Source organism: Sheuella amnicola, from assembly GCF_010499255.1.
GTDB classification, from domain to species: Bacteria; Pseudomonadota; Gammaproteobacteria; order Burkholderiales; family Burkholderiaceae_B; genus Zwartia; species Zwartia amnicola.
In genome coordinates this window covers 89,134-114,781 of the sequence record NZ_JAAGRN010000005.1, presented here as the reverse complement: position 1 = coordinate 114,781, position 25,648 = coordinate 89,134, and the positions used below count along the sequence as shown (strand labels likewise).

The 25,648-nt window shown below is 50.0% G+C and carries 29 protein-coding genes, 2 tRNA genes and 1 pseudogene; 15 read left to right on the top strand and 17 right to left on the bottom strand.

Annotation, left to right across the window (positions count from 1 at the left end):
* Positions 1-141 precede the first annotated feature (141 nt).
* The 6 genes from G3I67_RS08845 to G3I67_RS08820 all read left to right on the top strand — a co-directional run bounded on the left by G3I67_RS08845 (position 142) and on the right by G3I67_RS08820 (position 5,336).
* On the top strand, positions 142-639 hold the full coding sequence (locus G3I67_RS08845) for a YcjF family protein (RefSeq protein ID WP_163654408.1): 498 nt from the start codon (positions 142-144) through the stop codon (positions 637-639).
* Positions 640-744: 105 nt separating this feature from the next.
* Positions 745-1,506, top strand: a complete 762-nt coding sequence (locus tag G3I67_RS08840; protein ID WP_163654406.1) for a ParA family protein — start codon at positions 745-747, stop codon at positions 1,504-1,506.
* A gap of 13 nt (positions 1,507-1,519) precedes the next feature.
* On the top strand, positions 1,520-2,371 hold the full coding sequence (locus G3I67_RS08835; protein WP_163654405.1) for a YcjF family protein: 852 nt from the start codon (positions 1,520-1,522) through the stop codon (positions 2,369-2,371).
* Positions 2,372-2,414: 43 nt separating this feature from the next.
* Positions 2,415-4,058 carry a cyclic peptide export ABC transporter gene (locus G3I67_RS08830; RefSeq protein ID WP_163654402.1) on the top strand — a complete coding sequence of 548 codons (1,644 nt, stop codon included), beginning with the start codon at positions 2,415-2,417 and terminating at the stop codon, positions 4,056-4,058.
* Positions 4,055-5,050, top strand: coding sequence for a prohibitin family protein (locus G3I67_RS08825; RefSeq protein ID WP_163654400.1), 996 nt, complete (start codon positions 4,055-4,057; stop codon positions 5,048-5,050). Before G3I67_RS08830 ends, G3I67_RS08825 begins: the two co-directional genes overlap by 4 nt.
* 61 nt (positions 5,051-5,111) lie before the next feature.
* Complete coding sequence (locus G3I67_RS08820; RefSeq protein ID WP_163654398.1) at positions 5,112-5,336, top strand: hypothetical protein; 225 nt, start codon at positions 5,112-5,114, stop codon at positions 5,334-5,336.
* Positions 5,337-5,470: 134 nt separating this feature from the next.
* Here the strand turns inward: G3I67_RS08820 and G3I67_RS08815 are convergent, their stop codons facing one another.
* Complete coding sequence (locus G3I67_RS08815) at positions 5,471-6,763, bottom strand: hypothetical protein (RefSeq protein WP_163654396.1); 1,293 nt, start codon at positions 6,761-6,763, stop codon at positions 5,471-5,473.
* Between the two features lie 255 nt (positions 6,764-7,018).
* On the opposite strand from G3I67_RS08815, the gene G3I67_RS08810 reads away from it, so the two are divergent.
* On the top strand, positions 7,019-7,633 hold the full coding sequence (locus G3I67_RS08810) for a glutathione S-transferase (RefSeq protein ID WP_235931819.1): 615 nt from the start codon (positions 7,019-7,021) through the stop codon (positions 7,631-7,633).
* Between the two features lie 130 nt (positions 7,634-7,763).
* Positions 7,764-7,869 (top strand): annotated as a pseudogene (locus G3I67_RS14995) (tripartite tricarboxylate transporter substrate binding protein); the annotation flags it as partial.
* Positions 7,870-7,876: 7 nt separating this feature from the next.
* Here the strand turns inward: G3I67_RS14995 and G3I67_RS08800 are convergent.
* The 7 genes from G3I67_RS08800 to G3I67_RS08770 all read right to left on the bottom strand — a co-directional run bounded on the left by G3I67_RS08800 (position 7,877) and on the right by G3I67_RS08770 (position 10,862).
* A complete protein-coding gene (locus G3I67_RS08800) occupies positions 7,877-8,296 on the bottom strand; it encodes a GNAT family acetyltransferase (RefSeq protein WP_163654772.1) in 420 nt (139 codons plus the stop codon).
* A gap of 31 nt (positions 8,297-8,327) precedes the next feature.
* On the bottom strand, positions 8,328-8,918 hold the full coding sequence (locus tag G3I67_RS08795; RefSeq protein WP_235931817.1) for a chromate transporter: 591 nt from the start codon (positions 8,916-8,918) through the stop codon (positions 8,328-8,330).
* A complete protein-coding gene (locus G3I67_RS08790) occupies positions 8,915-9,487 on the bottom strand; it encodes a chromate transporter (protein ID WP_163654394.1) in 573 nt (190 codons plus the stop codon). Before G3I67_RS08790 ends, G3I67_RS08795 begins: the two co-directional genes overlap by 4 nt.
* Before the next feature lie 125 nt (positions 9,488-9,612).
* Positions 9,613-9,774, bottom strand: a complete 162-nt coding sequence (locus G3I67_RS08785; RefSeq protein ID WP_163654392.1) for a hypothetical protein — start codon at positions 9,772-9,774, stop codon at positions 9,613-9,615.
* Positions 9,767-10,297 (bottom strand): ATPase, encoded by a 531-nt coding sequence (locus G3I67_RS08780; RefSeq protein WP_163654390.1) that lies wholly within the window; start codon positions 10,295-10,297, stop codon positions 9,767-9,769. The genes G3I67_RS08785 and G3I67_RS08780 overlap by 8 nt, the downstream gene beginning before the upstream one ends.
* 28 nt (positions 10,298-10,325) lie before the next feature.
* Positions 10,326-10,410: transfer RNA gene (locus G3I67_RS08775), tRNA-Leu, on the bottom strand.
* 89 nt (positions 10,411-10,499) lie between these two features.
* Positions 10,500-10,862, bottom strand: a complete 363-nt coding sequence (locus G3I67_RS08770; protein ID WP_163654388.1) for a DUF1622 domain-containing protein — start codon at positions 10,860-10,862, stop codon at positions 10,500-10,502.
* A 171-nt stretch (positions 10,863-11,033) separates the two neighbouring features.
* Between G3I67_RS08770 and htpG the strand changes: the two genes are divergently transcribed.
* A complete protein-coding gene (htpG, locus tag G3I67_RS08765) occupies positions 11,034-12,938 on the top strand; it encodes a molecular chaperone HtpG (protein ID WP_163654768.1) in 1,905 nt (634 codons plus the stop codon).
* On the opposite strand, the gene ampD is transcribed toward htpG, so the two are convergent.
* From ampD to G3I67_RS08750, 3 genes are read right to left on the bottom strand one after another with little or no spacing between them, the layout of a single operon-like run.
* Positions 12,920-13,501, bottom strand: coding sequence for a 1,6-anhydro-N-acetylmuramyl-L-alanine amidase AmpD (gene ampD / locus G3I67_RS08760; RefSeq protein WP_163654387.1), 582 nt, complete (start codon positions 13,499-13,501; stop codon positions 12,920-12,922). The two genes, htpG and ampD, sit on opposite strands and share 19 nt — an antisense overlap.
* Positions 13,501-13,758 (bottom strand): PP0621 family protein, encoded by a 258-nt coding sequence (locus G3I67_RS08755; RefSeq protein ID WP_163654385.1) that lies wholly within the window; start codon positions 13,756-13,758, stop codon positions 13,501-13,503. The genes ampD and G3I67_RS08755 overlap by 1 nt, the downstream gene beginning before the upstream one ends.
* A 1-nt stretch (position 13,759) precedes the next feature.
* On the bottom strand, positions 13,760-14,614 hold the full coding sequence (locus tag G3I67_RS08750) for a cytochrome C assembly family protein (protein WP_163654383.1): 855 nt from the start codon (positions 14,612-14,614) through the stop codon (positions 13,760-13,762).
* A 26-nt stretch (positions 14,615-14,640) separates the two neighbouring features.
* Here G3I67_RS08750 and ffh point away from each other — a divergent pair, with 26 nt between their 5' ends.
* Positions 14,641-16,053, top strand: coding sequence for a signal recognition particle protein (gene ffh, locus G3I67_RS08745; protein ID WP_163654381.1), 1,413 nt, complete (start codon positions 14,641-14,643; stop codon positions 16,051-16,053).
* Between the two features lie 33 nt (positions 16,054-16,086).
* Here ffh and trmB read toward each other — a convergent pair whose 3' ends face one another.
* Positions 16,087-16,800: a tRNA (guanosine(46)-N7)-methyltransferase TrmB gene (gene trmB / locus G3I67_RS08740; RefSeq protein WP_163654380.1), complete on the bottom strand. Its 714-nt coding sequence runs from the start codon at positions 16,798-16,800 to the stop codon at positions 16,087-16,089.
* Entirely contained in the window at positions 16,800-17,000 is a 201-nt protein-coding gene (thiS, locus tag G3I67_RS08735) for a sulfur carrier protein ThiS (RefSeq protein WP_163654378.1), read from the bottom strand. Before thiS ends, trmB begins: the two co-directional genes overlap by 1 nt.
* 78 nt (positions 17,001-17,078) lie before the next feature.
* On the opposite strand from thiS, the gene G3I67_RS08730 reads away from it, so the two are divergent.
* Both G3I67_RS08730 and G3I67_RS08725 read left to right on the top strand, forming a co-directional pair.
* A tRNA-Gly gene (locus G3I67_RS08730) sits at positions 17,079-17,152 on the top strand.
* A 40-nt stretch (positions 17,153-17,192) separates the two neighbouring features.
* On the top strand, positions 17,193-17,948 hold the full coding sequence (locus G3I67_RS08725) for a sulfurtransferase (RefSeq protein WP_163654376.1): 756 nt from the start codon (positions 17,193-17,195) through the stop codon (positions 17,946-17,948).
* On the opposite strand, the gene metG is transcribed toward G3I67_RS08725, so the two are convergent.
* From metG to G3I67_RS08705, 4 genes are read right to left on the bottom strand one after another with little or no spacing between them, the layout of a single operon-like run.
* On the bottom strand, positions 17,945-20,026 hold the full coding sequence (gene metG / locus G3I67_RS08720; RefSeq protein WP_163654373.1) for a methionine--tRNA ligase: 2,082 nt from the start codon (positions 20,024-20,026) through the stop codon (positions 17,945-17,947). The two genes, G3I67_RS08725 and metG, sit on opposite strands and share 4 nt — an antisense overlap.
* A 35-nt stretch (positions 20,027-20,061) precedes the next feature.
* Entirely contained in the window at positions 20,062-20,616 is a 555-nt protein-coding gene (locus tag G3I67_RS08715; RefSeq protein ID WP_163654371.1) for a chromate transporter, read from the bottom strand.
* Positions 20,613-21,179, bottom strand: coding sequence for a chromate transporter (locus G3I67_RS08710; RefSeq protein WP_163654369.1), 567 nt, complete (start codon positions 21,177-21,179; stop codon positions 20,613-20,615). The genes G3I67_RS08715 and G3I67_RS08710 overlap by 4 nt, the downstream gene beginning before the upstream one ends.
* A 35-nt stretch (positions 21,180-21,214) precedes the next feature.
* Entirely contained in the window at positions 21,215-21,505 is a 291-nt protein-coding gene (locus G3I67_RS08705) for a hypothetical protein (RefSeq protein ID WP_163654367.1), read from the bottom strand.
* Between the two features lie 53 nt (positions 21,506-21,558).
* On the opposite strand from G3I67_RS08705, the gene apbC reads away from it, so the two are divergent.
* From apbC to G3I67_RS08690, 3 genes are all read left to right on the top strand, one after another.
* Positions 21,559-22,644, top strand: a complete 1,086-nt coding sequence (gene apbC, locus G3I67_RS08700; protein ID WP_163654365.1) for an iron-sulfur cluster carrier protein ApbC — start codon at positions 21,559-21,561, stop codon at positions 22,642-22,644.
* A gap of 58 nt (positions 22,645-22,702) precedes the next feature.
* A complete protein-coding gene (dcd, locus tag G3I67_RS08695; protein WP_163654363.1) occupies positions 22,703-23,269 on the top strand; it encodes a dCTP deaminase in 567 nt (188 codons plus the stop codon).
* A gap of 83 nt (positions 23,270-23,352) precedes the next feature.
* Positions 23,353-25,614 carry an arginine/lysine/ornithine decarboxylase gene (locus G3I67_RS08690; RefSeq protein WP_163654361.1) on the top strand — a complete coding sequence of 754 codons (2,262 nt, stop codon included), beginning with the start codon at positions 23,353-23,355 and terminating at the stop codon, positions 25,612-25,614.
* The last annotated feature ends 34 nt before the right edge of the window (positions 25,615-25,648 follow it).

The following is a 25,648-nucleotide window of genomic DNA, read 5'->3' as shown; positions in this document are numbered from 1 at the left end:
AGAAAATCCATATAAATCAATGCATCATGAAGATTGAAAAATTAAAAAATACATTTTATTTTTCATTCCATGTGTTAGCATTCAAGCGTATTTCGATTGCAGGTGTCTAGTGTTTAACCTGAACTTACTAAGGAAAATATAATGTCCACCATGAATGAAGCAACTGAATTGAACGCTGCGGAAGATGCAAAAATGGCGCGCCTTGACGAAGCTGGCGCACTGATTTCCAGCGCTGCTCGCTGGAGTGTTGCTGCAACGCTGATTCCTGTTCCCTATCTTGATATGGCCGGATTGGCGGCTGTTCAAACATCGCTGATTCTCGATATCTCGAAGCTGTATGGCCAGCAGCCATCAAAACAAGCGGTTTCCGGCGCAATTGCGGTGCTATTGGGTGTGCTGGTGCCACAGAATGTGACGGGTGCTGTTGTCAGCAGCGGTGTGAAAATGTTCCCTGGCGCAGGCACCGTGATTGGTGCGGCTTCCATGGCCGCCTTTGGTTCGGCAGCCACTTACGCAATCGGCAAGGTGTTTGTGCGTCATTTTGAGAATGGCGGTTCGTTCTCGACATTTTCTACAGAAAAAGTGCAAGCAGACCTGAAAAAAGAATTTGCAAGCGCTTCAGAAGCCGGCCGCGCTTGATAGTAAACTCGTGAAAGTTATTCCGGCCTATTGGTTTTAGGTTTGGACTCAAACGAACACGTCACATTGTGACGTGTTCGTTTTATATCACCTTCAAGATCCATCATGACGATAACAATTGCGATAGCTAATCAGAAGGGTGGATGTGCCAAGACGACCACGGCGGTTAATTTGTCTGCGGGCCTGGTCGCCTCGGGAAAAAATGTATTGTTAATCGATTTGGATCCACAGGCCAATACCAGTCAATGGATCGGTGCGAATAATCATGTGGGTGGCGTTTTTGAGTTGCTCACGGAAAAAAGCGACGTTCAGGCGCTTGTTCAGACGACCGGCATTGAAGGTCTTTCCATCATCAGAGGCGCTCGTGAACTTTCCAATTTGGAAAAAGCTCTAGCGGGCGAGTTGGCTGTCGAGTCTCGGCTGAAACGCAGACTCAAAAGCATGGATCTGAATCAGTATGACTATGTCATTATCGATACGCCTCCAACACTCAGTCTTATTACTTTGAATGCGTTGTCGGCCGCCGATAGCGTATTGATCCCGGTTACTACGCATGTGATGACCCTCTCCGGAGTGGCCCAGTTAATTCAAACCCTTGAAGAAGTTCGAGAGGTATTGAATCCCCAATTGAAAATATTAGGTTTGTTGCCGTGCCGCGTAGATTTGAGGACGCGACATTCGCAGGACATTCTTGATGCATTGACAGAGCGTTTTGGCGATCAGGTTCTGAAATCGCATATTCACGAAAATGTTCGCATAGCAGAGGCCCCTTCATTCAAGCAAAGTATTTTTGATTACAGACCGAAATCTAGTGCGGCAGAAGATTTTCGAATGCTTGCACAAGAAGTGATTAATTTGGCCCATTAATACAGGTATTGCTATGGCAACCCGAGCACGTAAAACAATGATGTCGAATCCTCTGGATGATATTGGTCCGGCTAAAGAGGAGCCTGTGGTTAAAAAAACGGTCAGAAAAAGAACACCTGAAGTCAAACAAAAAATAAGCGAAAAGTCGCCATCACTGAAAAAAGAAAAAAAAGCGCCGACTCAGAAATCAAAAGCGGTTCATTCCACTCGGGTCGAACGTGAAATCGATGCCGAAACTGTCATGAATGAAGCCATTGGTGATAGCGCTGCGGCACTCAAGAATATTTCGCTTCCGGGTGATAACCCTGAGAATCAACCTCAAGAAGTCGAGTATGTGACTGCGGAAGCAATATTCGAAAAAGAGCTGACCATAGAACAGAGTCAACCAGTCTGTGTGCGATCTGTATTCAATGATGCCGCGATCAAATGCGTTAAAAGATGGTCGCAGTGGTCGGTTGTGGCAAGCTTGGTGCCTTTGCCGCTAGTGGGTGTGCTTGCTATGTCTAGTGCTCAAGTCAAAATGATTCACGACTTGTGCAAGTTATATAACGTGGATTTCGAGCACAAGATCGCATTGGCGGTTGCAACCGGATTGGCAAGCGGAACCTTGACTAAAACCGTCGCTTCGAATGCGACGCTTGCCGTTGCGCGAAACTTGCCAGGTGTTGGAGCGATCATGACTGTGGTCTTTGAGCCGGCTTTAGCCTATGGTACAACCTATGCAATTGGTACGGCTTTTGTCAGCCATTTTGAAAAGAGCGGAACATTACACAACTTCGATCCTGAGACGATGAAAGACTATTTTGCCGAGCAACTAAACAAAGGCAAAGCTTTTTTTAAACAAAAGAAGACGGCGGCTATTTAATCGCGATTTCTAGCGATTCATATTTCTTAATTATAAGTTTTCGATGCGTATTCATTTTAAATCCGAACTTTTAGAATTTCTTTCAAGTGAAGGGCCGAAAGAGCTTAAGCGCTTGGGCGCGCTTTCCGTTTTTGTCGGCATCGTGAATACATTGCTCATCGGATTGATCAACGGTGCGGCAAAAGATGTATCGGCTGGTGATGGAGTCACCATTCAGTTTTTCGGATTTGCCTTGTTGTTGATCATATTTTTGATCGTGACCAAGCGTGCGAATCAGGCCAATATTCGTAGTGCTAATAATTTGATTTACCGTTTTAAGATTCGAGTAATGAACAATGCGTTCAAATCGAATTTGCTCAAAATAGATCGAATTGGCCGTGACTACATTATGGAGGTCATGACCAGGGATACGCAGTTTGTGACAAACTCGGTGACTGCTCTTGTATCCGCATTTCAATCTTGTTCCACGTTATTGTTTTTGACCATTTACATGGGCACGGTTTCGTTGGCTGCTTGTTTAATTATTCTTGCTACTGCCATCATCGTATTTACAGTTGGATTGATCGAGCTGTTTAAATTGACCGATATGCTGCAGCAGGAGTCTAAGAAAGAGGCAGAAGTCAACGGAATCTATACTTCGTTCCTAAGTGGTTACAAAGAAATAAAAATGAACTCCAAGCGCGCTTTGGATATTACGCGCGAAATGGTTGCTGAATCAAAACGCAACAATGATTCAAGAACATTTCTGATTCTAAAAATCACTAATTTCTTTAATTATCTGCAGATTTTGTTGTATCTGGTAGTGGGACTGATCATTTTTATTGTCCCGGTGGTTTCATCCTCTTTTGCTGCGCACGTGACCACTGCAGCGACCACAGCGCTGTTTTTAGCCAGTTCGCTTAGCGCCGTGATTATGAATATTCCGACGCTTTCCCTTGCTAACGTCTCTGCTAGAACACTTATGGAGTTGTCCAGGCAGCTGGCTTCTCACGAAACTGATCGCGTGGAGCCCGGTGAAACCGAGTTCTCGGAAATCCAGTCAATCACATTGGACAATGTTTCTTACTCTCACGGCGGATCGGATGGGAAGAGGACTTTTGTACTCGGGCCGATCAATTACACCTTTGAGGCCGGTCAGGTTTATTTTATCCGCGGGGATAATGGCTCTGGCAAAACAACCTTGGTGCGTATTTTAATTGGTTTGTATCAGGCCAATAGCGGAAGGATACTCGTTAACGGAAAGGAAGTTGCCGAGCCGGTCACAGCGAATTATCGAAATTTATTTTCTGTTGTATTCACCGACTTTTACCTATTCAAGCGTATGTATGGCATCCCTCCGTTTGATGAAAAGGAAGCGCTAGATCTACTGAAGTTGTTCAAGATGGAAGATAAAGTTTCCATCGAGGATGGGGTGTTTAGTGATTTGAATTTTTCGACTGGCCAAAGAAAAAGACTCGCTCTTTTGGTGGCATTGCTTGAAAAGAAGCAATTCATTATTCTTGACGAGTGGGCTGCTGATCAGGATCCTGAATTTAGGCAAGTGTTTTATGAGCATATCATTCCCAAACTTAAAGAGATGGGTAAAACAGTCATTGCGATTACACATGATGATCAGTACTACGGTATGGCTGATCAGTTGATTTACATGTCGAATGGCAAGCCGGTCACAGTAAGAGAATCAGCATGACCAAGATATTTCAAAAGATCTGGCAATTTATCGTTTATGTTTTGCGTTTGATCGCATTACCTTTCAGATTGATCTATGCTTTCATCGCACATTGGTTTGCTGTCAACCTTTTGTCGCTCCTGTTTGTTTCGATACTTCTGGTTTGTACCGTGGTTGTCTTGTGGCATCGCGTGGTTGTGACCATTCCTGCAGGTTTTGTTGGCGTGATATACCGGCCACTTGGAGGCGGTGTGGTCATGGACCAAGTATTGGGCGAGGGCATCAACCTGATGTTTCCCCTGAATACAGTCACGATGTATGACGCTCGTACGAAGGCTGAAAAAATCAAGATGGAAGTGTTGACGCAAGATCAGCTCACATCAAATGTCATCGTCACCTTTCAGTATCAAATCAGTAAAAATGCCTTGCCGCTCTTGCATAAATTTGTCGGCCCTGATTATTACGACAAAATTGTTCTGCCCGAAGTCACGGGAAAATCTCGCGTGATGTTCGCAGGAGTCACTTCAGGTGAGGCATTTACCAAAAGACTTGGTAATGTTGTGAATGAAATCCAAATTGGCTCCAATGATGTGATTCTTGAAAAAATGAGTCCGCCCGGATTGGATAATGTCAGAATGGTTAGGATTAGCGCGGTTCAGCTTGAATCGATGTCTTTTCCTCCTCAAATCGAAGCGGCGATCCGAGACAAGCTTGTTGAGGCTCAAATTGCGGAAAGTTATGTATACAAACTTGAGGCCGCCAAGAAAGAAGCTGAACGCAAAGTTTTGGAAGCAAGAGGCATCAAGGAATTTCAAGATATTGTGAATGCGGGATTGACGGATAATTACCTGAAGTTACGCGGCATTGAAGCGACTTTGAAGCTGTCCGAGTCTAACAATTCAAAGGTTGTCATTTTCGGTTCGTCACCTGGTGGTCTTCCCTTGGTGTTGGGAGATGTGGGGTCATCAGATGGTATGAAAAATATCTTGAATGATCCTAAACAGAAAAAATAAACACGAATAAATTGAATTTTTGATGAATCTTATTGCCTAGGTTGAATGCCAAGGAGTCGCTATGGAAGCCGGAATTGTTGCTTATGCTGTTTTGTGTGTTGCTGTCGCCTTGTTTGGACGCAAATCCCGAATCGGATTCTGGGGCGTCTTATTGTTCTCGGCTATTGTGACGCCGGTAGTGGTGTTTTATGGAATCCTCGGCTTGCGCCCTGCCAAAACACACAAAGATAAAGAACTAAACAACGCAGCCAAGCGTCGTTCATTCTGGCCTGGATTAAAAACCTGAGTTCATCCTAATGACCTAGAGATAGATATGATGTCTCGATGGTATGTTGGTTGTGTATGAATAAATTAAAACCCCGGAGATCTGCTGATCTACCGGGGTTTTGCATTCAGTCTTATTGCCGAATGCTATCCAGATTACTTGATCAAAACAGCTGGTGAAACCGGAATCGATCCAGGCACCTTGGTTAAGGTCAACATCTGTGAAACCAGCACGAGAACTTGTCTGGTAAAGCTGTTTGAATCCGCAGGGATGGAATAATTGTCACCCTGGTATCTCACTGTCATTAATGGGTCGCTAATCGGGGCGCCTTTTTTGACAACGAAAAGTGGCAATGCAGCTTCTTTTACTTGTGCTTCGGTTGCATCTGGTGGCAGTGATCTTGGATCAACCACATAGACATATTTTGGTGTCGGCTCACTTTGCATATTGACGAGTGCGCCAAGGAAGTCAAACACGTTTCTGACGGAGCGCAGCTTGATTACCAGAATGCGAGAAGGCCGATTGTCTGTCTGTGCGACAGGTTTTCCGGCTGAGCTCTTCGGATCGGCTTTTACCGCAGTCGCAGGTGCGGTTGTTTTACAGTATGCCGACTGATCCACTCGGAATGTCAAGGTGTTGTCTGCCATTTTTTCAATCAGACAGATTCGCGCCTGCGGAAGCATTTTGACGAGTTGATATCCAGGCTGGCCATTTGAAAGCTTGACTGGCATCAGTCCGGTGCCGGGCTGGTTTGATGCGGTCGCGATCGCCAGCATGTTTTTATTCACTTCGTCAGCATTCATAGGTGCCGAAAGTGGCATCGGGGACGTGATTTGCTCAACACTGATACCACCGCGGATCAGCGTGTACAGCACGCGCTGGAACTCGGGAAAATCAGGAGAGTATGGGTTGTTGTCCAACTTGACGAGGGTCTTGCCTTGCTCGTCCTGAGCTTCAAGGGATTCGATGGCAAGTGAGTACAGAACTGTTTTCGCTGCTGTTTGGCTGTTGCTTAAGCTTGCGATCACTTCAGGCTTCATGTCGCTGAGAAATGAAACCATGAAACTCGAATTGTCTAGCGAGGATTGCGTGAAGTTAAAACTATTGCCAACTGACATGGTTGCCATTGGCGCATAACTTGACCCGGCAGCGGGCGTAAAGAATCCACCAATTGAGCTTCCCGGGTTCACACCATATATGGATGCGCTCAAGCCAACACTACTTTGTACATTGCCTGTGCCCATCACAGATGGCATATCCAGGAAGCTGACTGGCATCGATTTTGATGCGCGCGCAACGTTTAAGAGAATATTGTCATTACCATATTTTTCAAGTACGTCACGATATGCCGAGGACATATTGCTAAAGCTGGTCGTGCCGACCATGCCGGAGCATCCTGTCAAAAGCGCGATAGAGGTTAAGGCAGTTATTTTTAATATTCGTTTCATAGAAACCTCAGTAAGGGCCAAACAATATTGACGTTAATGACACAAAGTGGCGTATGCCTATTGGAGTAGATTTATTGGTCAAATTTAGCATACGGAATGCATAAAAAACCTAGACCGATTAAAAAATTAAACTTTATTTAATTTACAGAGGTGCATGGCAGAGAATGGAATTTTGACCATTAAGTCCGTTCATTCCCTTTTATTCAATTCACAGGTACGCTTTGAGGCAAATTTTTCTGTTTGCCGGGTCAACTCTTGAACGCATCCTCATCGACAGTACTTTTCTCATTCAGACGTTGCCCCTATGCCATCAGGGCGCGCATGGCTCTTGCCTGTTCCGGTATCCCGGTTCAAATTCATGAGGTCAGCCTCAAAAATAAACCTGAAACTATGCTTGCTTTGTCGCCAAAGGGGACTGTGCCAGTTTTGCATTGCGCGGATGGCAAGGTGATTGAAGAAAGTCTGGAAATCATGGTGTGGGCACTTGAGAAAAACGATCCTGAAAATTGGTTGTTCGGCTACGAATCGGATTACTCTAAACAACTGATTTCAGCAAATGATGGCCCTTTCAAGCATTGGCTTGATCGCTATAAATATTTTGAACGATATCCCGAGTTGTCTCAGAATCAGTATCGCGAACAGGCAGAGCAAGCCTTTATCAGCCAGCTTGAAGCGCAACTGACCAAAGGATTGTTCTTAGGTGGCGATCAGCCCTTCGTTGCCGATGTGGCGATATTTCCATTTATCAGGCAGTTTGCCGCAGTCGATTCGGCTTGGTTTGAGCAAAGCCGGTGGAGCAAGACAAGGTTGTGGTTAAAGTATTGGACGCAATCAGAGTTGTTTACTAAAGTGATGGCAATATCGAAATAGCGGAGTGATGCCGCACCATGGTATTGATGTGATGCAGTGTGCAGCGAGCATTTTGCCTACATGCTCGAACACCGTCACGGTTCGTATGTGAGACTCGGAAATGGTTTGGGCGAAGATGGTGGATACTTGGTTGCAGGTCTTGGCGGGTGGGTCCGTTGACTTTACCATCCTGCCGTATCAATCCAGCTTCGACAGCATGCAGCAACAAGGCAGATTGAAAGTGTTGACGAGTTTTCGAATTTTTCACTCATCGGCGATCAGTCGCTTTCCCAAGCTTACTGCCGCGTCGATTTTATAACCTAGCGCGGCATAAAACCCCAATGCTTCTGTATTGGTGTCCCGAACTTGAAGGTTCAATTTCGGGCAACCGACCGCTAGCAAAAGATTTTCCCCATATTGCATCAACTGCTTTGCATAACCGCGACGTTGATACTCGGGTGAAACCGCTAGATAATTCACCCATCCACGATGACCTTCATAACCAAACATGGCACTAGCCATGGTTTTCCCATCGACTTCACCTACAACGAACCATTGCGGATCAACTTCAAGTTTGCGTTGGATGTCGAGGTAGGGGTTATTCCATGGTCGCGTCAGACCACAGGTGGTCCAAAGTTTAACGACATCTTCTGTGTCGCTTTGTTTGAATGTTCTGATTTGCATGTTTGGGACTTCTCGAGTCGGGGTTCTAAGATCAGACATGCAGTATTCCTAATGCGCCAAATACGCCTCCAGCCGCCAACAGCCAGAGCATTGGTATCTTTGTCCGCCAAACAAGAATTGTTGAAATAGCCGTCACAAGCCACAATGGCCAATCATGTTGCGCACTGGTGTTGGTTGTGGCCAGCGAATATCCCGAAGCGATCAGCAGGGCGATCACGACCGGTCCCATACCTTGCTTGAAAGCTCTAATGGCAAGAAGGTGACTATTGCGCTGAACCCAATTTGCCGTGACAAACACCATGGCCGAACTGGGAAGCAACATCCCAACGAGACAAAGTAAGCCTCCGCCAAGTGCAGCAAAAATACTGCCGGTATTCAAGCCAATGTTCCATCCCATCAAAGCGACAAACAAGATGTTTGGTCCGGGAGCGGCTTGCGCTAGAACTATCGAGGCGCTGAATTGGGCATCCGTTAGCCAATGATGTTCGTTGACCAGAAAATTTCTCATTTCGGGTAACAAAACCAAAGGGCCGCTGATTGACACGAATGAGTAATATAAATACTGTCTGAAAAGATCGAACCAATCCGACATTGACATGGCGATACTATGCGCGGTCATCATGCTTTAGCCTTAAGCTTGAAATAGGCCATCACGCAACTTAAGCCACCAAGTCCCAGCATGCCATGAATGACATTCCAGTGAAGCAGGGCAATGCCTGTGAACGTCACGATGCAGATTGCTGCGCAAATGATCAGGCCAAGGGGATTTGTTTTTAGCGCAGTTAAGAGTTTCAGACCGGTTGCGATAAATAATGCCGCAGCAACAGATCCCATGCCATGCAATGCGCCGATAATTCGGGGATGTTCACCAAAATTTGCATAACCGATTGCCAAGATTATGATCAGAACGGTTGGAATGGCGAACATGCCTGCTATGGCAGCAATGGCTCCCATTAACCCAAAGTAACGTGCGCCCACCATGATGGTCAGATTCAGGGCGGCGGGCCCCGGCATGGTGCGCGCCACTGCCCATTCGCCTAGAAACTCTTCACGGGTCAGCCATCTTTTACGTTCGACGAGTTCGCGCTCCATGTAGGCTAGAACGCCACCGAAACCTTGTGTTGCGAGTCTGCTGAATGAAAAAAATAAATCACTTAGCGACGCTGGCCGAGATGTTGACAGGGGGGTCATCTGGTATCTAAACGTGAAATCTAAAAGGTTTCAGAAAGATACCTAGTATATATATCGGCGAACTTGACTTTTAGTGGTGCTCGAGCCGCAATCGAACCGGTACGCCGTGCGGCGGGGAGTATCACTTAGGGTTTAGTGACCATTTCTTTAATGATTTTGCCATTCTTGACATGTATGAAAGGTGTGCCCGTCACAAAAGATACTTTTCGTGCAAGTTTACGGGCGCGCTTTAAGGCTTTGATCATTGCATCAATATCATCGGGCTGCGCAAACTTTTTCTTAACCATTCATTCCACCTTTGCGATCCAGAATTACTGGAGTGTCATCAGCGTTATCAAAAAGAATCCAGTGATCAACTAACTGTTTGTAAATTGTATTGAAATTTTTACGCCCTGCCATAAATCTACGTTTGATTACTTCCGTAGGAATGCTGTGCCCCCCCTGCTTCACTCTATTTTTAACCCTGCTAATCGCAACAGTGGCGGATGGCAAGGAAAGAAAAATTAGCGAAACCTGGTAACCGAGTTTTTTCCATTTGATGATGTGTCTGGCATAACTTAATCCAGACAGGGTTGTTTCAAGTACAAAATTTTCGCGGGCTTTAGTCAGGTGATTGATTTGATCCAGCATCACCCGTCCAGCGGCAATTGCGGCGAGCTCTGGTTCAAAAGGTGACATTCCCGCTGCGATTAGATCTGCGTTGATGAAATGTTTGAAACCTAACTCTTTGCGAACAATCTCTCTGGCAAAAGTTGTTTTGCCAGCACCATTTGGACCTGCAAGAATGAGGATTTTTGGACTATCTGCCAAGAGCTGAGGATCTCAAAAGTACAATTGCTGGTGCCCGGGGCCGGAATCGAACCGGCACGCCTTGCGGCGGGGGATTTTGAGTCCCCTGCGTCTACCAATTTCACCACCCGGGCTAAGGGGGACATGAGCCAATGACTCAAGCAGGAAGAACGACATTATAAAGCGTTTGAAAAATTTTGCTTTAAGCCAAGTTTCAATTTGATTAAACCTTTTTACTGCCGTCGTTTTTTGCCGGTTGCCATGGCCAACGACCTTCGCTTTCCAGTATCAATGACCAGCTTAAGAACGTTCTGATCAGAACAATGGCGGCCAGAATGCTGACGCTTTGCAGTGATGGGCTGATGGCTACCGTTCGGATGATGTCGGACGCGACGAGCACTTCCAAGCCTAGGAGCAGGGCGCGGACAAGCTGGACCCTGAATGCGTCGTACCCCTGACTGCCTTGTCCCTTGAGCGTGGCCAGAACGAATTTAGCCAACCCCCACACGAATCCTGTGGCAATAATCACAACTCCGATTATGTCGCCTGTTTCTCCGACTAGATTGATAAAAGATTGAAATTGCATGGCGGTGACCTGATGGTAGAGAGTTGGTGGCTCAATATGCCAATCTAAAGCAAAACTTGATTTTCGTCATCTCTTGAAAACCCGATTTTTGCCTCCAAATAACTTTCACTTTATCTTTTTGCGTCAAAAACGGCCTTAATTTGGCCTCTCTAACCGATTTAAGTGAGCATGATGAGTCAAACAAATCAATCGACTGGTGCAGAAACACTCGGATTTCAAACAGAAGTCAAGCAGATGCTTCATTTGATGATCCATTCGCTATACAGCAATAAAGAGATTTTTTTACGAGAACTGGTATCGAACGCGTCTGATGCATGCGACAAGCTCAGATTCGAAGCGATCGATCAGCCCGCTCTTTTTGAGGGGGATGCCGAACTGCGTGTTCGTGTGGACTACGATAAAGAGGCGCGTACCATCACGATCTCTGATAATGGCGTTGGCATGTCGCGTGAAGAGGCGATTTCAAATCTTGGCACGATCGCGCGGTCGGGTACCAAAGAGTTCTTTTCGAAACTGACTGGCGACAAGCAAAAAGATGCGCAATTGATCGGTCAATTCGGTGTCGGTTTTTATTCATCGTTCATCGTCGCCGACAAAGTGACCGTAAGAAGCCGTCGCGCCGGTGCTCCCGCCGAGCAGGCCATTGAGTGGGTTTCCGACGGCCAGGGCGAATTCACGATCGCCTCGATCGACAAAGCGGGTCGCGGTACTGAAGTTGTCCTTCATTTGCGCGAAGACTCCGAAGAGTTCCTGAACGGGCATAAGTTGCGTGAAGTATTGCGCCGTTATTCCGATCACATTTCGCTTCCGGTCGAGATGCGTAAAGAGCAATGGGATAAAGATAAGTCCGAGCAGGTCAAGACGGATGAGTGGGAAGCTGTCAACCAGGCTAACGCTTTGTGGACACGCAATAAGTCCGACATCACCGACGAGCAGTACAAAGAGTTTTATAAGCACGTCTCGCATGATTTCGACGATCCGCTCGCATGGACGCACAATCGCGTCGAGGGTCGCAGCGAATACACGCAGCTATTGTTCATCCCAAAGCATGCTCCTTTTGATATGTGGGATAGGGATGCGCGTCGCGGAGTGAAGTTGTACGTCAAGCGCGTTTTCATCATGGACGATGCCGAACAGTTGTTGCCCTCGTACCTGCGCTTTGTGCGCGGTGTGATCGACTCTGCCGATTTGCCCTTGAATGTTTCGCGTGAAATCCTGCAGGAAAGTCGCGATGTGAAAGTGATTTCCGATGGCTCAGCCAAGCGCGTGCTGAGCTTGCTTGAGTCCATGGCTGAGGATCGCAAGGATGATTACGCCTTGTTCTGGACCGAATTCGGTCAGGTTTTGAAGGAAGGTACCGGAGAGGACCCAGCCAATCGCGAGCGCATCGCCAAGTTGTTGCGATTTGCTTCGACCAAGGACGATTCGGATGCGCAAGTGGTCAGCCTGACTGATTATGTGTCGCGCATGAAAGAAGGTCAGGACAAGATTTACTACGTCACGGCTGATAGCTATCTTGCGGGCAAAAACAGTCCCCACCTGGAAATCTTCCGTAAAAAAGGGATTGAAGTGCTGGTCATGTGGGACCGCGTCGATGAGTGGATGTTGTCGCACATGCGCGAGTTTGATGGCAAGCAATTGATATCGGTTGCTAAAGGTGGCCTCGACTTGGAAGCGCTTGCAGACGAGCAGGAGAAAAAGCATCAATCCGAAGTGGCTGAGCAGTTCAAGCCCTTGGTTGAGCGTTTGCAAGATTCTCTCAAAGACCGCGTGAAGGAGGTGCGCGTGACTGCTCGTTTGGTGGATTCGCCATCATGCGTGGTAGTCGGGCAAAACGATTTAAGTCCGCACTTGTTGCGCATGCTTAAAGCGGCTGGTCAGGAAGCGCCGAATGTCTTGCCTGTTCTGGAAATAAATCCCGAGCATCCTTTGGTTGCACGTGTTCAATCCGCATCGGATGACGCGTTTGCCGATTGGGCGTCCTTGTTGCTTGAGCAGGCTATGTTGGCAGATGGCTCGCAGTTGCAGGATCCGGCCGCGTTTGTTCGTCGTGTCAATCAGCTGCTTTTGGGTTGATCCGTTGGCTTAACCGCCCAAGCCGTTTTGCCGGTATACCTGGCCCAGTCAAAGTATGGGCCAGGGTCGGTTTTCCTGATCGGGGCGATATGGCAGTGCCCCTGGACTGCTCGCAGTGGATAGCGCGCCTTGAGTGCTTCAGTCAAGCAGTCCAGCGCCTGGTATTGCTCTTCTGTATATGCCTGCGTATCAGTCCCTTCAAGCTCGATGCCAAGCGAAAAGTCATTGCATTGTTCGCGCCCTTCAAAATTCGAAACGCCAGCATGCCAGGCGCGCATATTGCAGGATACGAATTGAGTAATGAAACCTGTGCGATCAATCAGAAAATGGGCGGACACCTTCAATCCATCCAGGCAGGCGAACCATGGATCGGCCTCAAGATCGAGTTGATTCAAAAATAAATCGGCGATGTAGGGTGTGCCGAACTTGCCGGGTGGCAGACTGATGTTGTGTATAACGAGCAGGCTGATATCTGCCGGATCGGGCCGATCATTGAAATTAGGTGATGGCAATAGTCTGACGGAATCTTCCGGCTTGAGCCAGCCTTCAGAATCGATTTGCATCACGAATTTTTAACACCCAGTTTGGCATGATCGTCGCTGCACCATGTGTTGCCGCCGATCAAGGTTGCCTCCGATCTGGGTAGATGCACTCCGCAATGTGCGCATCGCACCATTGATTCGGCTTTTTGATCATCTTGCGCAGTTTTGAATTTGAAGGCTGATCGTTTTGGGCCTTGTCCTGCGGCCTTGCGCGCCAATATCCGGGTGCCCACCAACAGTCCGAGAGCGACCACACCCCAGAAGAGATATTTACCCATTTCAGTTTCTCTGCAAAATGACTTCGACGACGAAGCGGCTACCGGTATATGCCAGCACAATAAAAGCAAATCCGGTCAGCGTATACCTTAAGGCGATACGTCCGCGCCATCCGCGCAGGTGGCGCCCGAGCAAAAGCAGACCGAAGGTCAGCCAGGACAGCAGCGTAAAGACGGTTTTATGGTCCAGAGGCAATACTTTGCCGGTTGCGGCCAGTGAGATCATCGAGCCCGAAATGACCGCAAGCGTCAGCGCTCCGAATGCCACCCAGATCAATCTGAAAAGCAATTGCTCTTGCGCGAGTAAAGGTGGTTGCGCATCCAGAAGCTTGCCGGCCTGCGCAAGCAGTCCTCGGGACTGTCGTGCGTTTTCACTGGGTGAGCGCAGTCGATGATCCAGTGCCGACATCAGCATGGCCTGGGCTGCTGCGATTGTGATCAGGCCGTATGCACACAGTGCGATCAGCAAATGGAAGCGCAAAGCGGTTTCACCCGCATGGGCGATCAGCTGAGCCTTCGGAAAAACCGCCGCCATCAGGCACGAAAGGGCACCGACGGGTAAAAGCAGCAGTAAAAGTCCGTCAATGCGGATCAGCAGGCTTTCGAGCCAGAAAACGATCATGCCCAGCCAGACGGCGGCTGAAAAAGCGAGTGCCCAGCTCAGGTGCAGGTGATTTTCAAGCAAAATCGACTGATGCAGGCCGATTCCGTGCAAAATCAACGCAATCAGAACGCCTAGGCGAACGGAACGGCCAACCTGCAGGACGGGTTGGCCCAGTGATAGTGCACGCCAGAGAATCAATGCCAAAACGGCATATGACAGAGCGGCCAGCGAGTGAAATACAATGCCTGTAGACATATGTGTAGTGTAAAGCGAAACTGATCATGCTTGAAAATCTAACTCAACGCCTATCCCGAGTCGTCAAGACAATGCGCGGGGAGGCCCGCCTGACCGAATCCAATACCCAGGAAATGCTTCGCGAGGTCCGGTTGGCCTTGCTCGAGGCGGACGTTTCCCTGCCTGTGGTTCGTGACTTCATCGCTCAGGTAAAAGAAAAAGCCCTCGGTGAGGAAGTGGTCGGCAGCTTGTCGCCGGGTCAAGCCCTTGTCGGTGTCGTGCATAAAGAACTGACGGCGTTGATGGGGGGCGATCTTGGGCCGGAGGCAAGCGAATTGTCCCTGGCGATGCAACCCCCGGCGATTATTTTGATGGCGGGTTTGCAAGGTGCGGGTAAAACGACTACGACAGGTAAATTGGCCAAGTGGTTGTCCGAGGGAAATCACGTCCAATACGGTCGAAAGACCGGCAAAAAAAAGGTTGCAGTGGTCAGTGCCGACGTTTATCGTCCCGCTGCGATCGAACAGCTTAAAACCGTGGCCGCGCAGGTTGGCGTCGAATGGATTCCTTCTGATCCAAGCCAGAAGCCGGAGGATATCGCGCGAAACGCGGTGGATTTCGCCCGTAAACAACACTTTGATGTCCTGATCGTCGATACGGCGGGTCGTTTGGGTATTGATGAGGCCATGATGCGTGAAATCCGCGCACTGCATGACCTGATTAAACCGATCGAGACTTTGTTTGTTGTCGATGCCATGCAAGGCCAGGATGCGGTCAATACAGCGAAGGCCTTCGGTGAAGCTTTGCCGCTGACCGGCGTGGTGCTCACCAAAATCGATGGCGATGCGCGTGGTGGTGCCGCATTATCCGTGCGCCATGTCACCGGCAAGCCTTTGAAATTTGTTGGTGTGTCCGAAAAGCTCGATGGCCTGGAGGCCTTTCATCCTGAACGGATGGCTCAGCGTGTTCTGGGCATGGGCGATATTGTTTCCCTGGTCGAGCAGGCGCAGAAAAATATCGATATGGCAGAGGCTGAAAAGCTTGCTGCCAAAATCAAGTCCGGCGATAAGTTTGATCTCAATGACTTCAAGGATCAGCTTATGCAGGTCAAGAAAATGGGCGACATGGGATCACTGCTCGAAAAACTGCCTGCTCAATTTGCGCAAGCTGCCGGCCAGTTGCAGGGCGGTCAAGCTGAAAAGCAATTGCGTCGCACTGAAGGCATCATCAATTCGATGACGCCGCTCGAAAGAAGCAAGCCTGAGCTGTTAAAGGCATCGCGTAAGCGTCGTATCGCTGCCGGTGCGGGCGTGCCGGTGCAAGAGGTCAACCGTATGCTGAACCAGTTTGAGCAAATGCAGGGCATGATGAAGCAGATGAAAAAGGGCGGCATGGCGAAAATGATGCGAGCCATGGGCGGATTGAAAGGGCTAGGCAAACTGGGCGGCTTTGGTCGATAAGACCAACAGCCGAATTCACAAAGCGACCTTCTTCTAGCGTTTCTTGAAAATCAAATCCCATACGCCGTGACCAAGTCGTAACCCGCGATTTTCGAATTTGGTCAGGGGGCGGTAATCCGGGCGCGGGGCGAACCCCTCGCATGTGTTTTGCAACGTCGGCTCACCACCCAGCACTTCTAGCATCTGCAAGGCATAGTGTTCCCAATCCGTTGCACAATGGATGTATGCGCCTGAGGCCATGCGACTAGCCAGCAACGCGATTAACGGTGGCTGAATCAGGCGACGTTTGTGATGGCGCTTTTTGGGCCAGGGATCCGGAAAGTAAATGTGAACGCCCGCAAGTGTTCCCGGCGCGATCATATCGCGCAGTACTTCCACTGCATCGTGTTGAATGATGCGAATGTTGGTCAGCCCGGAGCCTTCGATGCGTTTGAGCAAAGCACCCACGCCCGCATTGAAGACCTCAACTCCCAGAAAATTATCATCCGGTCGGGCGAGAGCAATTTTTTCGGTTGTTTCGCCCATGCCAAAACCGATTTCCAGAATGGTTGGTGCGTTGCGTCCGAATGTGTCCTGCAGATCGAGCAATTTCGGTGCGTAGGGTTTGGACCATTTTGGCAACCAGGCATCGATGGCTTCCTGCTGACCTTGTGTTATGTGGCTGCGTCTGTTGACGAAGCTTTTAATGTGTTGGGATTGGAAGTCCGGCTTGTCGACGGATCCGGTCAGGGCTTGTTCGGGTTGCATTAACCACCTCCGACTGCGACAACGATTTCGAGACGATCCGCAGCGGCGAGATTGACGGATGCGTATAGACTTTTAGGCACGATATCGCCATTGCGTTCGACAGCGATGCGTTTGCCCGTAAAGCCCAGTTCTTCAACGAGTTGCGCAAGAGTGATTTGATCGGCGAGCGTCTTAGGCTGGCCATTGAGTACGATTTCCATGAGCGTTATTGTAGTGGTTTGAGAGTCAGTGGAGTTTCAAAACCCCCATCTCGTATAATGGGTATTAAAGATTAGTCCGCGGGTGTAGTTCAATGGTAGAACGGCGGCTTCCCAAGCCTCAAGCGTGGGTTCGATTCCCATCACCCGCTCCATTTGCCTGTGCCGTTTGCAGCGGTGCCGGATACTTAGATCATGACCCAGATTATCAATATCGCCGCCTACAAATTCATTTCGCTTGACCGGCTGGAAGAGCGCCGCGAGCAGATGCTTGCCCGCTGCGAAGCGTGCGCCCTCAAAGGCAAAATCATCCTGACACCCGAGGGTATCAATATTTTCCTGGCTGGAACGCAACTTAGCATCGATGCCTTTTTGAAGTGGTTGCGCGAGGATCCCGCGTTCACCAATATTGAGGTGAAATTCAGCGTATCGGATGATGTGCCTTTCAAGCGCATGCTGGTCAAGATCAAGAATGAAATTATCAGGATGAATCATCCGACGATCCGACCCGAAGACGGTCGTGCGCCTTCAGTCGATGCGCATACGCTGGTGCGCTGGCTTGAAAACGGCGTGGATGACAATGGCCGACCGGTTGTCACCCTGGATACCCGCAATGAGTTCGAAGTCCAGGCCGGGACATTCCGCGGCGCGATCAACTGGCATATCACCAAGTTCACCGAGTTTCCCGCAGCGGTGCTGGAGCACAAGGCCGAGCTCGAAGGTAAAACGATTGTGAGCTTTTGCACCGGAGGTATCCGCTGCGAAAAAGCCGCCATTTTCATGGAAGAAGCCGGCGTTGAAAACGTTTATCAACTTGAAGGCGGAATTCTGAAATACTTCGAGTTGACCGGTGGCCCCCATTACGACGGTAACTGCTTTGTCTTTGATGAGCGCGAGACCTTAGACCCTCAACTGGCTCCCCAGCCAGTTGATTCGTATACGCCAGCTTAACGAACGCGCATTCCGGGCTGCGCCCCGGATGCCGGATCAAGAAGATAAATACCCGCATCCACTTTATCGTCGGCGTGACTGGCCGCAAGCACCATACCCTCGGATACGCCGAACTTCATTTTGCGTGGTGCCAGATTGGCGACCAGCACAGTCAGTCGCCCATTCAGCGCTTCAGGTTGGTATGCCGATTTGATGCCTGAAAACACGTTGCGATGGCGACCTTCACCTGCATCCAGAGTCAGGCGCAGCAACTTGGTGGAGCCTTCAACATGCTCGCAATTTACGATGCGAGCGACGCGCAAATCAATTTTGACAAAATCATCGATCGTGATGGTTTCGGCAATGGGTTCTCCACCTGGGATATGTGATTGCGGTTCGGGGGTGGCCACTGTGGGGGGTTCAAATAAGGCGTCGAGCATTGAAGGTTCGACACGCTGCATCAAGTGCTTGAATGCGTTGATTCGGGTGGGAGCAACCGCTGCATCACTCCAGACGAAATCGCGATTCATGCCAAACAGTTCGGTCGCCACACGATGGGACAATGCCGGAAGAATCGGAGCCAGCATCACAGTCAGTGCTTTAAAACCAGCCAGAGCTTTTGAGCAAATGTCTTGCAAGAGGGTACGTTTTTCAGTGTCCGCATCGGTGAGGCCTTTAGCGACAATCCACGGCTGCGCCGTGTCGAAAGCCTGATTGATCAAGTCGGCCTGAGCCATGATGTCGCGAATAGCGCGACCATATTCGCGCGCTTCAAGATCGTTGCGAATGCGTTCTGCGGCCTCTGCCCAGTTGGCCTGAACCGCCGATGTATCCCCCTGGTAACGCAACTCGCCGTCAAAGTATTTGCTGATGAAGTTGGCCGCACGACTGGCAATATTGATGTATTTGCCGACCAGATCGCTGTTGACGCGTGCGATAAAGTCTTCCGGATTGAAGTCGATATCTTCAACATGGGAATTCAGTTTTGCTGCGATGTAGTAGCGAAGCCATTCGGCGTTCATGCCGATTTCGAGATAGCGCAAAGGCGATATCCCAGTGCCACGACTCTTGGACATTTTTTCGCCGCTGACGGTGATAAAGCCATGGACATTCAGTTGGTCCGGGGTTTTGCGACCAGCGAATTTAAGCATGGCGGGCCAGAACAGCGCATGGAAATAAACGATGTCTTTGCCGATAAAATGCACTTGTTCGGTTGAGCCGTTCGGGTCCAGCAGCGTGTTGAAATCGATGCCGACCTTGTTGCAATAGGCTTTAAGCGATGCGAGATAACCGACCGGGGCATCAAGCCAGACATAAAAATATTTACCCGGAGCATCAGGTATTTCGATGCCGAAGTAAGGTGCATCGCGTGAAATATCCCAGTCACCCAGGTTGGCTTCGCCATCTCCATGGCCCAGCCATTCGCGGGTCTTGGCGAGCACCTCGGATTGAAGCCGTTTGTTGCCGCGGGTGTTTTCGCCTGTTGTCCAGTTTTGCAAAAATTCGACGCAACGCGGGTCGGACAGTTTGAAGAAAAAATGCTCGGAAGTTTTTAACAGCGGCTTGGCATTGGTGAGTGTCGAGTAGGGTTCGATGAGCTCTGTTGGTGCGTAGACTGCGCCGCATACTTCGCACGAATCTCCGTACTGGTCTTTGGCGTGACACTTCGGGCATTCGCCCTTAATGTATCGGTCGGGCAAAAACATGCCTTTGACCGGATCGTAAAACTGTTCGATCGATCGTGTTTCGATTAAGCCGGCGCTACGCAACTGGCGGTAGATGTCCTGTGACAGTTCGACGTTTTCAGGTGAGTCGGTCGAGTGCCAGTGATCGAATTGGATCTTAAAGCCGTTCAGGTATTGAGGGCGTTCGGCAGCAATCCGCGCCACGAGCTGCTGGGGTGTGATGCCTTCGGCTTCGGCCTTGAGCATGATCGGTGCGCCGTGGGTATCATCGGCGCCGACAAAGTGAACCGTGTGGCCCGCCATGCGCATGGAGCGCACCCAAATATCGGCCTGAATGTATTCCATGATATGGCCGATGTGGAAAGAACCATTGGCATAGGGCAGGGCGGTGGTGACAAACAGAGTTCTGGACATGAGCGGTGCCGGACGGTTGAATCAAGCCGGTTATTTTAGCTGACGACCGTGAAAATCCCGCTGTAATGCGCACCGAGTGCGAGCAGAGCGCTCGCTACGAGTGCCCAGACCGGGTTGGCGGTCGTAAAAAGAATAAAGCAGGTACTGCCGATGATGAGGATCGGAGTGAACCATCCTTGATACGCCGCCTGAGCCAGGTCGAGACCTCCGGCAATGATCAAACCGATCGCGACCGGAACCAATGCGTTTTGTGCAAGTTTGAAACCGGGCGTGCCTGCAAGATTGTTGGCCAGTCGACCCACTGCATAGGCAAGCAGACAGGCTGGCAATAGCATAGCTATAGTGGCGACTAATAAACCCCAAAAGCCGGCGACTTGCCAACCAACCAAGCTGACAATGACGACATTCGGTCCGGGGGTGATTTGCGTCACTGCAAAAAGTTGCATGAATGTCGCATCATCCATCCAGTTCAAGACATCAACGACTTCGTGACGGATCGCAGGCAAAATGGCGTTGATTCCGCCAATGGCGATCAGGGAAATCATTGCGAATGACCTGGCGAGTTGGCCGAGTGCGCTTGTATCGGTCATTTTTTCTTTTTCAGCAGAAGCGTCAGAATGAAAGCCACTGGTAGCAGGGCCAGTACGCTGTAGACCAAAGGTAATCTGTAAAACAGGATGGCGACGATTGCCATGCCAATGATCAGATAGCCCGCTAATCCGGGCTTGACCTTGATCGCCATCTTCAGGCCGGTTGCAATCACCATGCCGGCAGCGGCCGCTCCGGCGCCCGAAAGGGCGACTTTGACTGCGGGTAAGTAGGCAAACTGGTTGTACAGCATGGCTAGCCCCAGCAGAATCAGGATGGGTAGCGTCATGATGGCCAGTACGCAGACTATCGATCCTTTGACACCCTGGAACCGATCGCCGATGATCACCGATGCATTAACAACGTTCGCGCCGGGTAGCACCTGTCCCATGCCCAGAATGGTGGCGTACTCTTTTTCGGACAGCCATTTGTATTTCTCGACGATGACGTGTCTGGCCATGACCGCGACGCCTCCGAACCCGAGTACGCCAATCGTGGCGAATCCGCGAAATAGCTCACCCAGACTGATTGTGCGCTTGGATTCTGTGGCGACTTCTGGGAGCATGGGTGATGGACGGGAAAGTTTTAATGAAGCCCAGCCTAACGGGTCTTGCGTGAATCTCCGGGAATGTCCCGGACTTCGACATCGGTGATGTCGGCATTGCCGCCTCGGCTCAAAGGGCCCTTGTTGAGAAGGGATTTGTTACGCTCTTGGCGGTTGCTCCAGTATTCTTTGGCAGCGAAGGGTTTTCCGCGAATTGCGGAAACGATCGACAAGATCAGTATCGCGATCACTGTCGATATCGTGAACACGAACGCCATGATCAGCCCGAGCATGGCCAGCAAGGCAAGGAAAATAGCGCGAAATATGCGTTGAATCAATTCTTTCATCCGGTCAAACTGGTGAATATGAAGGAAGATTGTAAGTCACAACAGGAACAAAAATGAGCTTAACGCTAGCGGATGTGCGGACTGTACTGAATGGATTGATCGATGAAAACACCGGCCGATCAATAGGTTCGATTGTGAAGGATTCACAGATTCAAGTTGCTGGAGTGCGCGTCAGTGTGCAGGTTGTGCTCGGCTACCCGGCCCGCAATCAGCTGGATGCATGGCGAAACAGAATCCAGGCTGCTTTGGTGGATGCCGGCGCGGCGTCCCCTGAGGTGTCCGTGACCTTTAAAGTCATCGCCCATGCTGTTCAGCCCGGACAGCAACTGGTTGCAGGCGTCAGAAACATTATTGCGGTTGCTTCAGGCAAAGGTGGTGTGGGCAAAAGCACAACCACCGTGAATCTGGCGCTGGCTTTACAGGCTGAAGGCGCACGGGTCGGTATTCTGGATGCCGATATTTATGGACCTAGCATCCCGATGTTGCTTGGCGTTCAGCAGCGCCCCGAGAGTGCTGACGGTAAAACCATGTCGCCGGTCGTCGGGCATGGAATCCAGTCCAATTCGATCGGATATCTGATTAGTGAAGATTCGCCGGCGATCTGGCGCGGCCCCATGGTGACACAAGCCCTGGAGCAGTTGCTCAGGCAAACCAACTGGAACGATTTGGATTATTTGATTGTCGACATGCCCCCTGGCACAGGCGATATCGCATTGACGTTGTCGCAAAAAGTGCCGGTCGTTGGCGCCGTCATTGTCACCACCCCGCAGGATATTGCTTTGCTTGATGCCCGTAAGGGTTTGAAAATGTTCGAAAAAGTGAGCGTGCCCCTACTGGGGATTGTCGAAAACATGGCGGTGCATGTCTGTACAAAGTGTGGGCATACCGAACACATTTTCGGCGAAGGTGGGGGGCAGCGAATGGCCGATGATTATCAGGTGGATTGGCTGGGGAGTTTGCCGCTAGCCTTATCCATCCGGGAGCAATCCGATGCCGGGCAGCCAATCGTTGTTTCGGATCCTCAGGGGCAAGCCGCAATGATTTATCGGGACATCGCACGCAAGCTGGCGGCCAAAATCTCTCTGTTGCCCAAGGATCTCAGCGATAAATTCGGTGTCGTTGCCGTCAAACGGACCTAATCCTCCTGACAGGGGGTAAAATTCGCGCTCTTGACTTACGAATTGAGAACCTTGAGCCATGAGCATTAAAAGCGACCACTGGATCCGCCGTCAGGCACAAACCGCAGGCATGATCGAGCCCTTCGAGCCGGGCCAGGTTCGGTCGAACGAAAACGGAAAAATCGTCAGTTATGGCACGAGCAGCTATGGCTACGATGTCCGTTGCGCTAACGAGTTCAAGATTTTCACCAACATCAATTCGACCATCGTCGACCCCAAGAATTTTGACGAAAAATCTTTTGTCGATTTCCAAGGCGATATCTGCATCATTCCGCCCAATTCGTTCGCGCTGGCGCGTACGGTCGAATATTTCCGCATCCCCCGAAGCGTCTTGACGGTTTGCCTGGGTAAAAGCACCTATGCCCGCTGCGGCATCATCGTCAATGTGACCCCACTTGAGCCCGAGTGGGAAGGACATGTGACGCTAGAATTCTCGAATACGACACCGTTGCCGGCCAAAATCTATGCCGGCGAAGGTTGCGCGCAGATGCTGTTTTTCGAAAGCGATGAAGTCTGCGCGACATCCTACAAGGATCGTGGCGGCAAGTATCAGGGGCAACAGGGCGTGACGCTGCCGCGTACCTGATTCCCATAACAGTCATCAAATTTGCGCAATCGGCTCCTATACTCGACCGATTCCACTCATAGCCCATTTGCGGAGCCATTGCCGTGAAATTTCGTTTCCCCATATTCATCATCGACGAAGACTACCGTTCCGAGAACGCTTCAGGTTTAGGTGTTCGAGCGCTGGCATCCGCGATCGAGGCCGAAGGCATGGAGGTGATCGGTGTCACCAGCTATGGCGACCTGAGTTCGTTTGCACAGCAGCAAAGTCGAGCCAGTGCATTCATTCTCTCGATCGATGATGAGGAGTTTGATGTCGATTCACCAGAAGATGTTGCAAGCGCGATTCAGAACTTGCGCACATTCATCGGTGAGCTAAGGTTTCGCAACGCGGACATTCCGATTTATCTTTATGGCGAAACGCGGACTTCTGAACATATCCCTAATGACATCCTGCGCGAATTGCATGGTTTTATCCATATGTTCGAAGATACGCCGGAGTTCGTTGCGCGTCACATCATTCGCGAGGCCAAAAGCTATGTGGATAGCTTGCCACCACCGTTCTTCCGAGAATTGGTCAAGTACGCCCAGGACGGCTCCTATTCCTGGCACTGTCCGGGCCACTCGGGCGGCGTTGCCTTCTTGAAGAGTCCGATCGGTCAGATGTTTCATCAGTTTTTTGGTGAAAACATGCTCCGCGCGGATGTGTGTAACGCCGTGGAAGAATTGGGACAACTGCTCGATCACACCGGCCCTGTGGCTGAATCCGAGTTGAATGCTGCGCGTATTTTCCATGCCGATCATTGCTTTTTCGTGACCAACGGCACATCCACTTCCAACAAGGTTGTCTGGCATGCGAACGTTGCCGCCGACGATATCGTTGTGGTGGATCGCAACTGCCACAAGTCGATTCTGCATGCGATCACAATGACGGGCGCTATTCCTGTATTTTTGCGCCCAACGCGTAATCATATGGGGATCATCGGCCCGATTCCGCTAAGCGAATTCGATCTTGAAAACATCAAGAAAAAAATTGAAGCCAACCCATTTGCGCGCAACATCAAAGACAAGAAGCTTCGTATTTTGACTTTGACTCAAAGCACCTACGACGGAGTGATTTACAACGTCGAGATGATCAAAGAAAAGCTCGGTGACGCGATCGACACTTTGCATTTTGATGAAGCCTGGTTGCCGCATGCTGCATTTCATGAGTTCTATCAGGACATGCATGCGATTGGACAGAATCGTCCCCGTAGCCGTACATCGATGGTGTTTGCAACGCATTCGACTCACAAGCTGCTTGCCGGAATTTCGCAGGCTTCGCAAATCATTGTGCAAGAACCCGAAACCCGTAAACTGGATCGCAATATCTTCAATGAGGCGTATTTGATGCATACATCAACGTCGCCGCAGTATTCGATCATTGCATCGTGCGATGTGGCTGCAGCGATGATGGAAGCGCCGGGCGGAACGGCGCTGGTTGAAGAAAGTATTCGCGAAGCCATGGACTTCCGTCGCGCGATGCGCAAGGTCGATCTCGAATATGGTGACGACGACTGGTGGTTCTCCGTCTGGGGACCGGACCATCTGGTGACTGAAGGCATTGGCCAGCAGTCGGACTGGATTCTTGAAGCGAACGATCACTGGCACGGTTTCGGGGATCTGGCCGAAGGATTCAATATGCTGGATCCGATCAAGGCGACCATCGTGACGCCTGGACTGGATATGTCCGGAACGTTTAGCGAAACCGGTATCCCTGCCGCACTCGTATCGAAGTTTTTGACTGAGCATGGCGTGGTGGTCGAAAAAACCGGCCTGTACTCGTTTTTCATCATGTTCACGATTGGCATCACTAAAGGGCGCTGGAATACGCTTCTGACCGCATTGCAGCAGTTCAAGGATGATTACGATCGCAACCAGCCACTCTGGAGAATCCTGCCTGATTTCTGCAAAGATCATCGCCGGTATGAAAAGATGGGATTGCGCGATCTTTGCCAAATGATTCATGAGGAATATCGGCAGCACGATGTCGCTAAATTGACGACTGAGATGTATCTCAGCGATATGGTTCCTGCCCTGAAACCATCGGATGCTTTTGCCAAAATGGCGCACCGCCAGGTCGAGCGTGTATCGATTGATCAGCTTGAAGGTCGTGTCACGGGTGTTTTGCTGACCCCGTATCCACCCGGCATTCCTCTGCTGATTCCCGGAGAGCGATTTAACAAGACAATCGTTCAGTACCTTCAGTTTGCACGTTCGTTCAACGAGAAGTTTCCGGCTTTCGAAACCTACATCCATGGTTTGGCGATCGATGAGTTGCCCAATGGCGAAAAGCGCTACTACGTCGACTGCCTGATCGAAGAATGAGGGTGGCCACGCTCTGCATGAGGTGTCATTGATC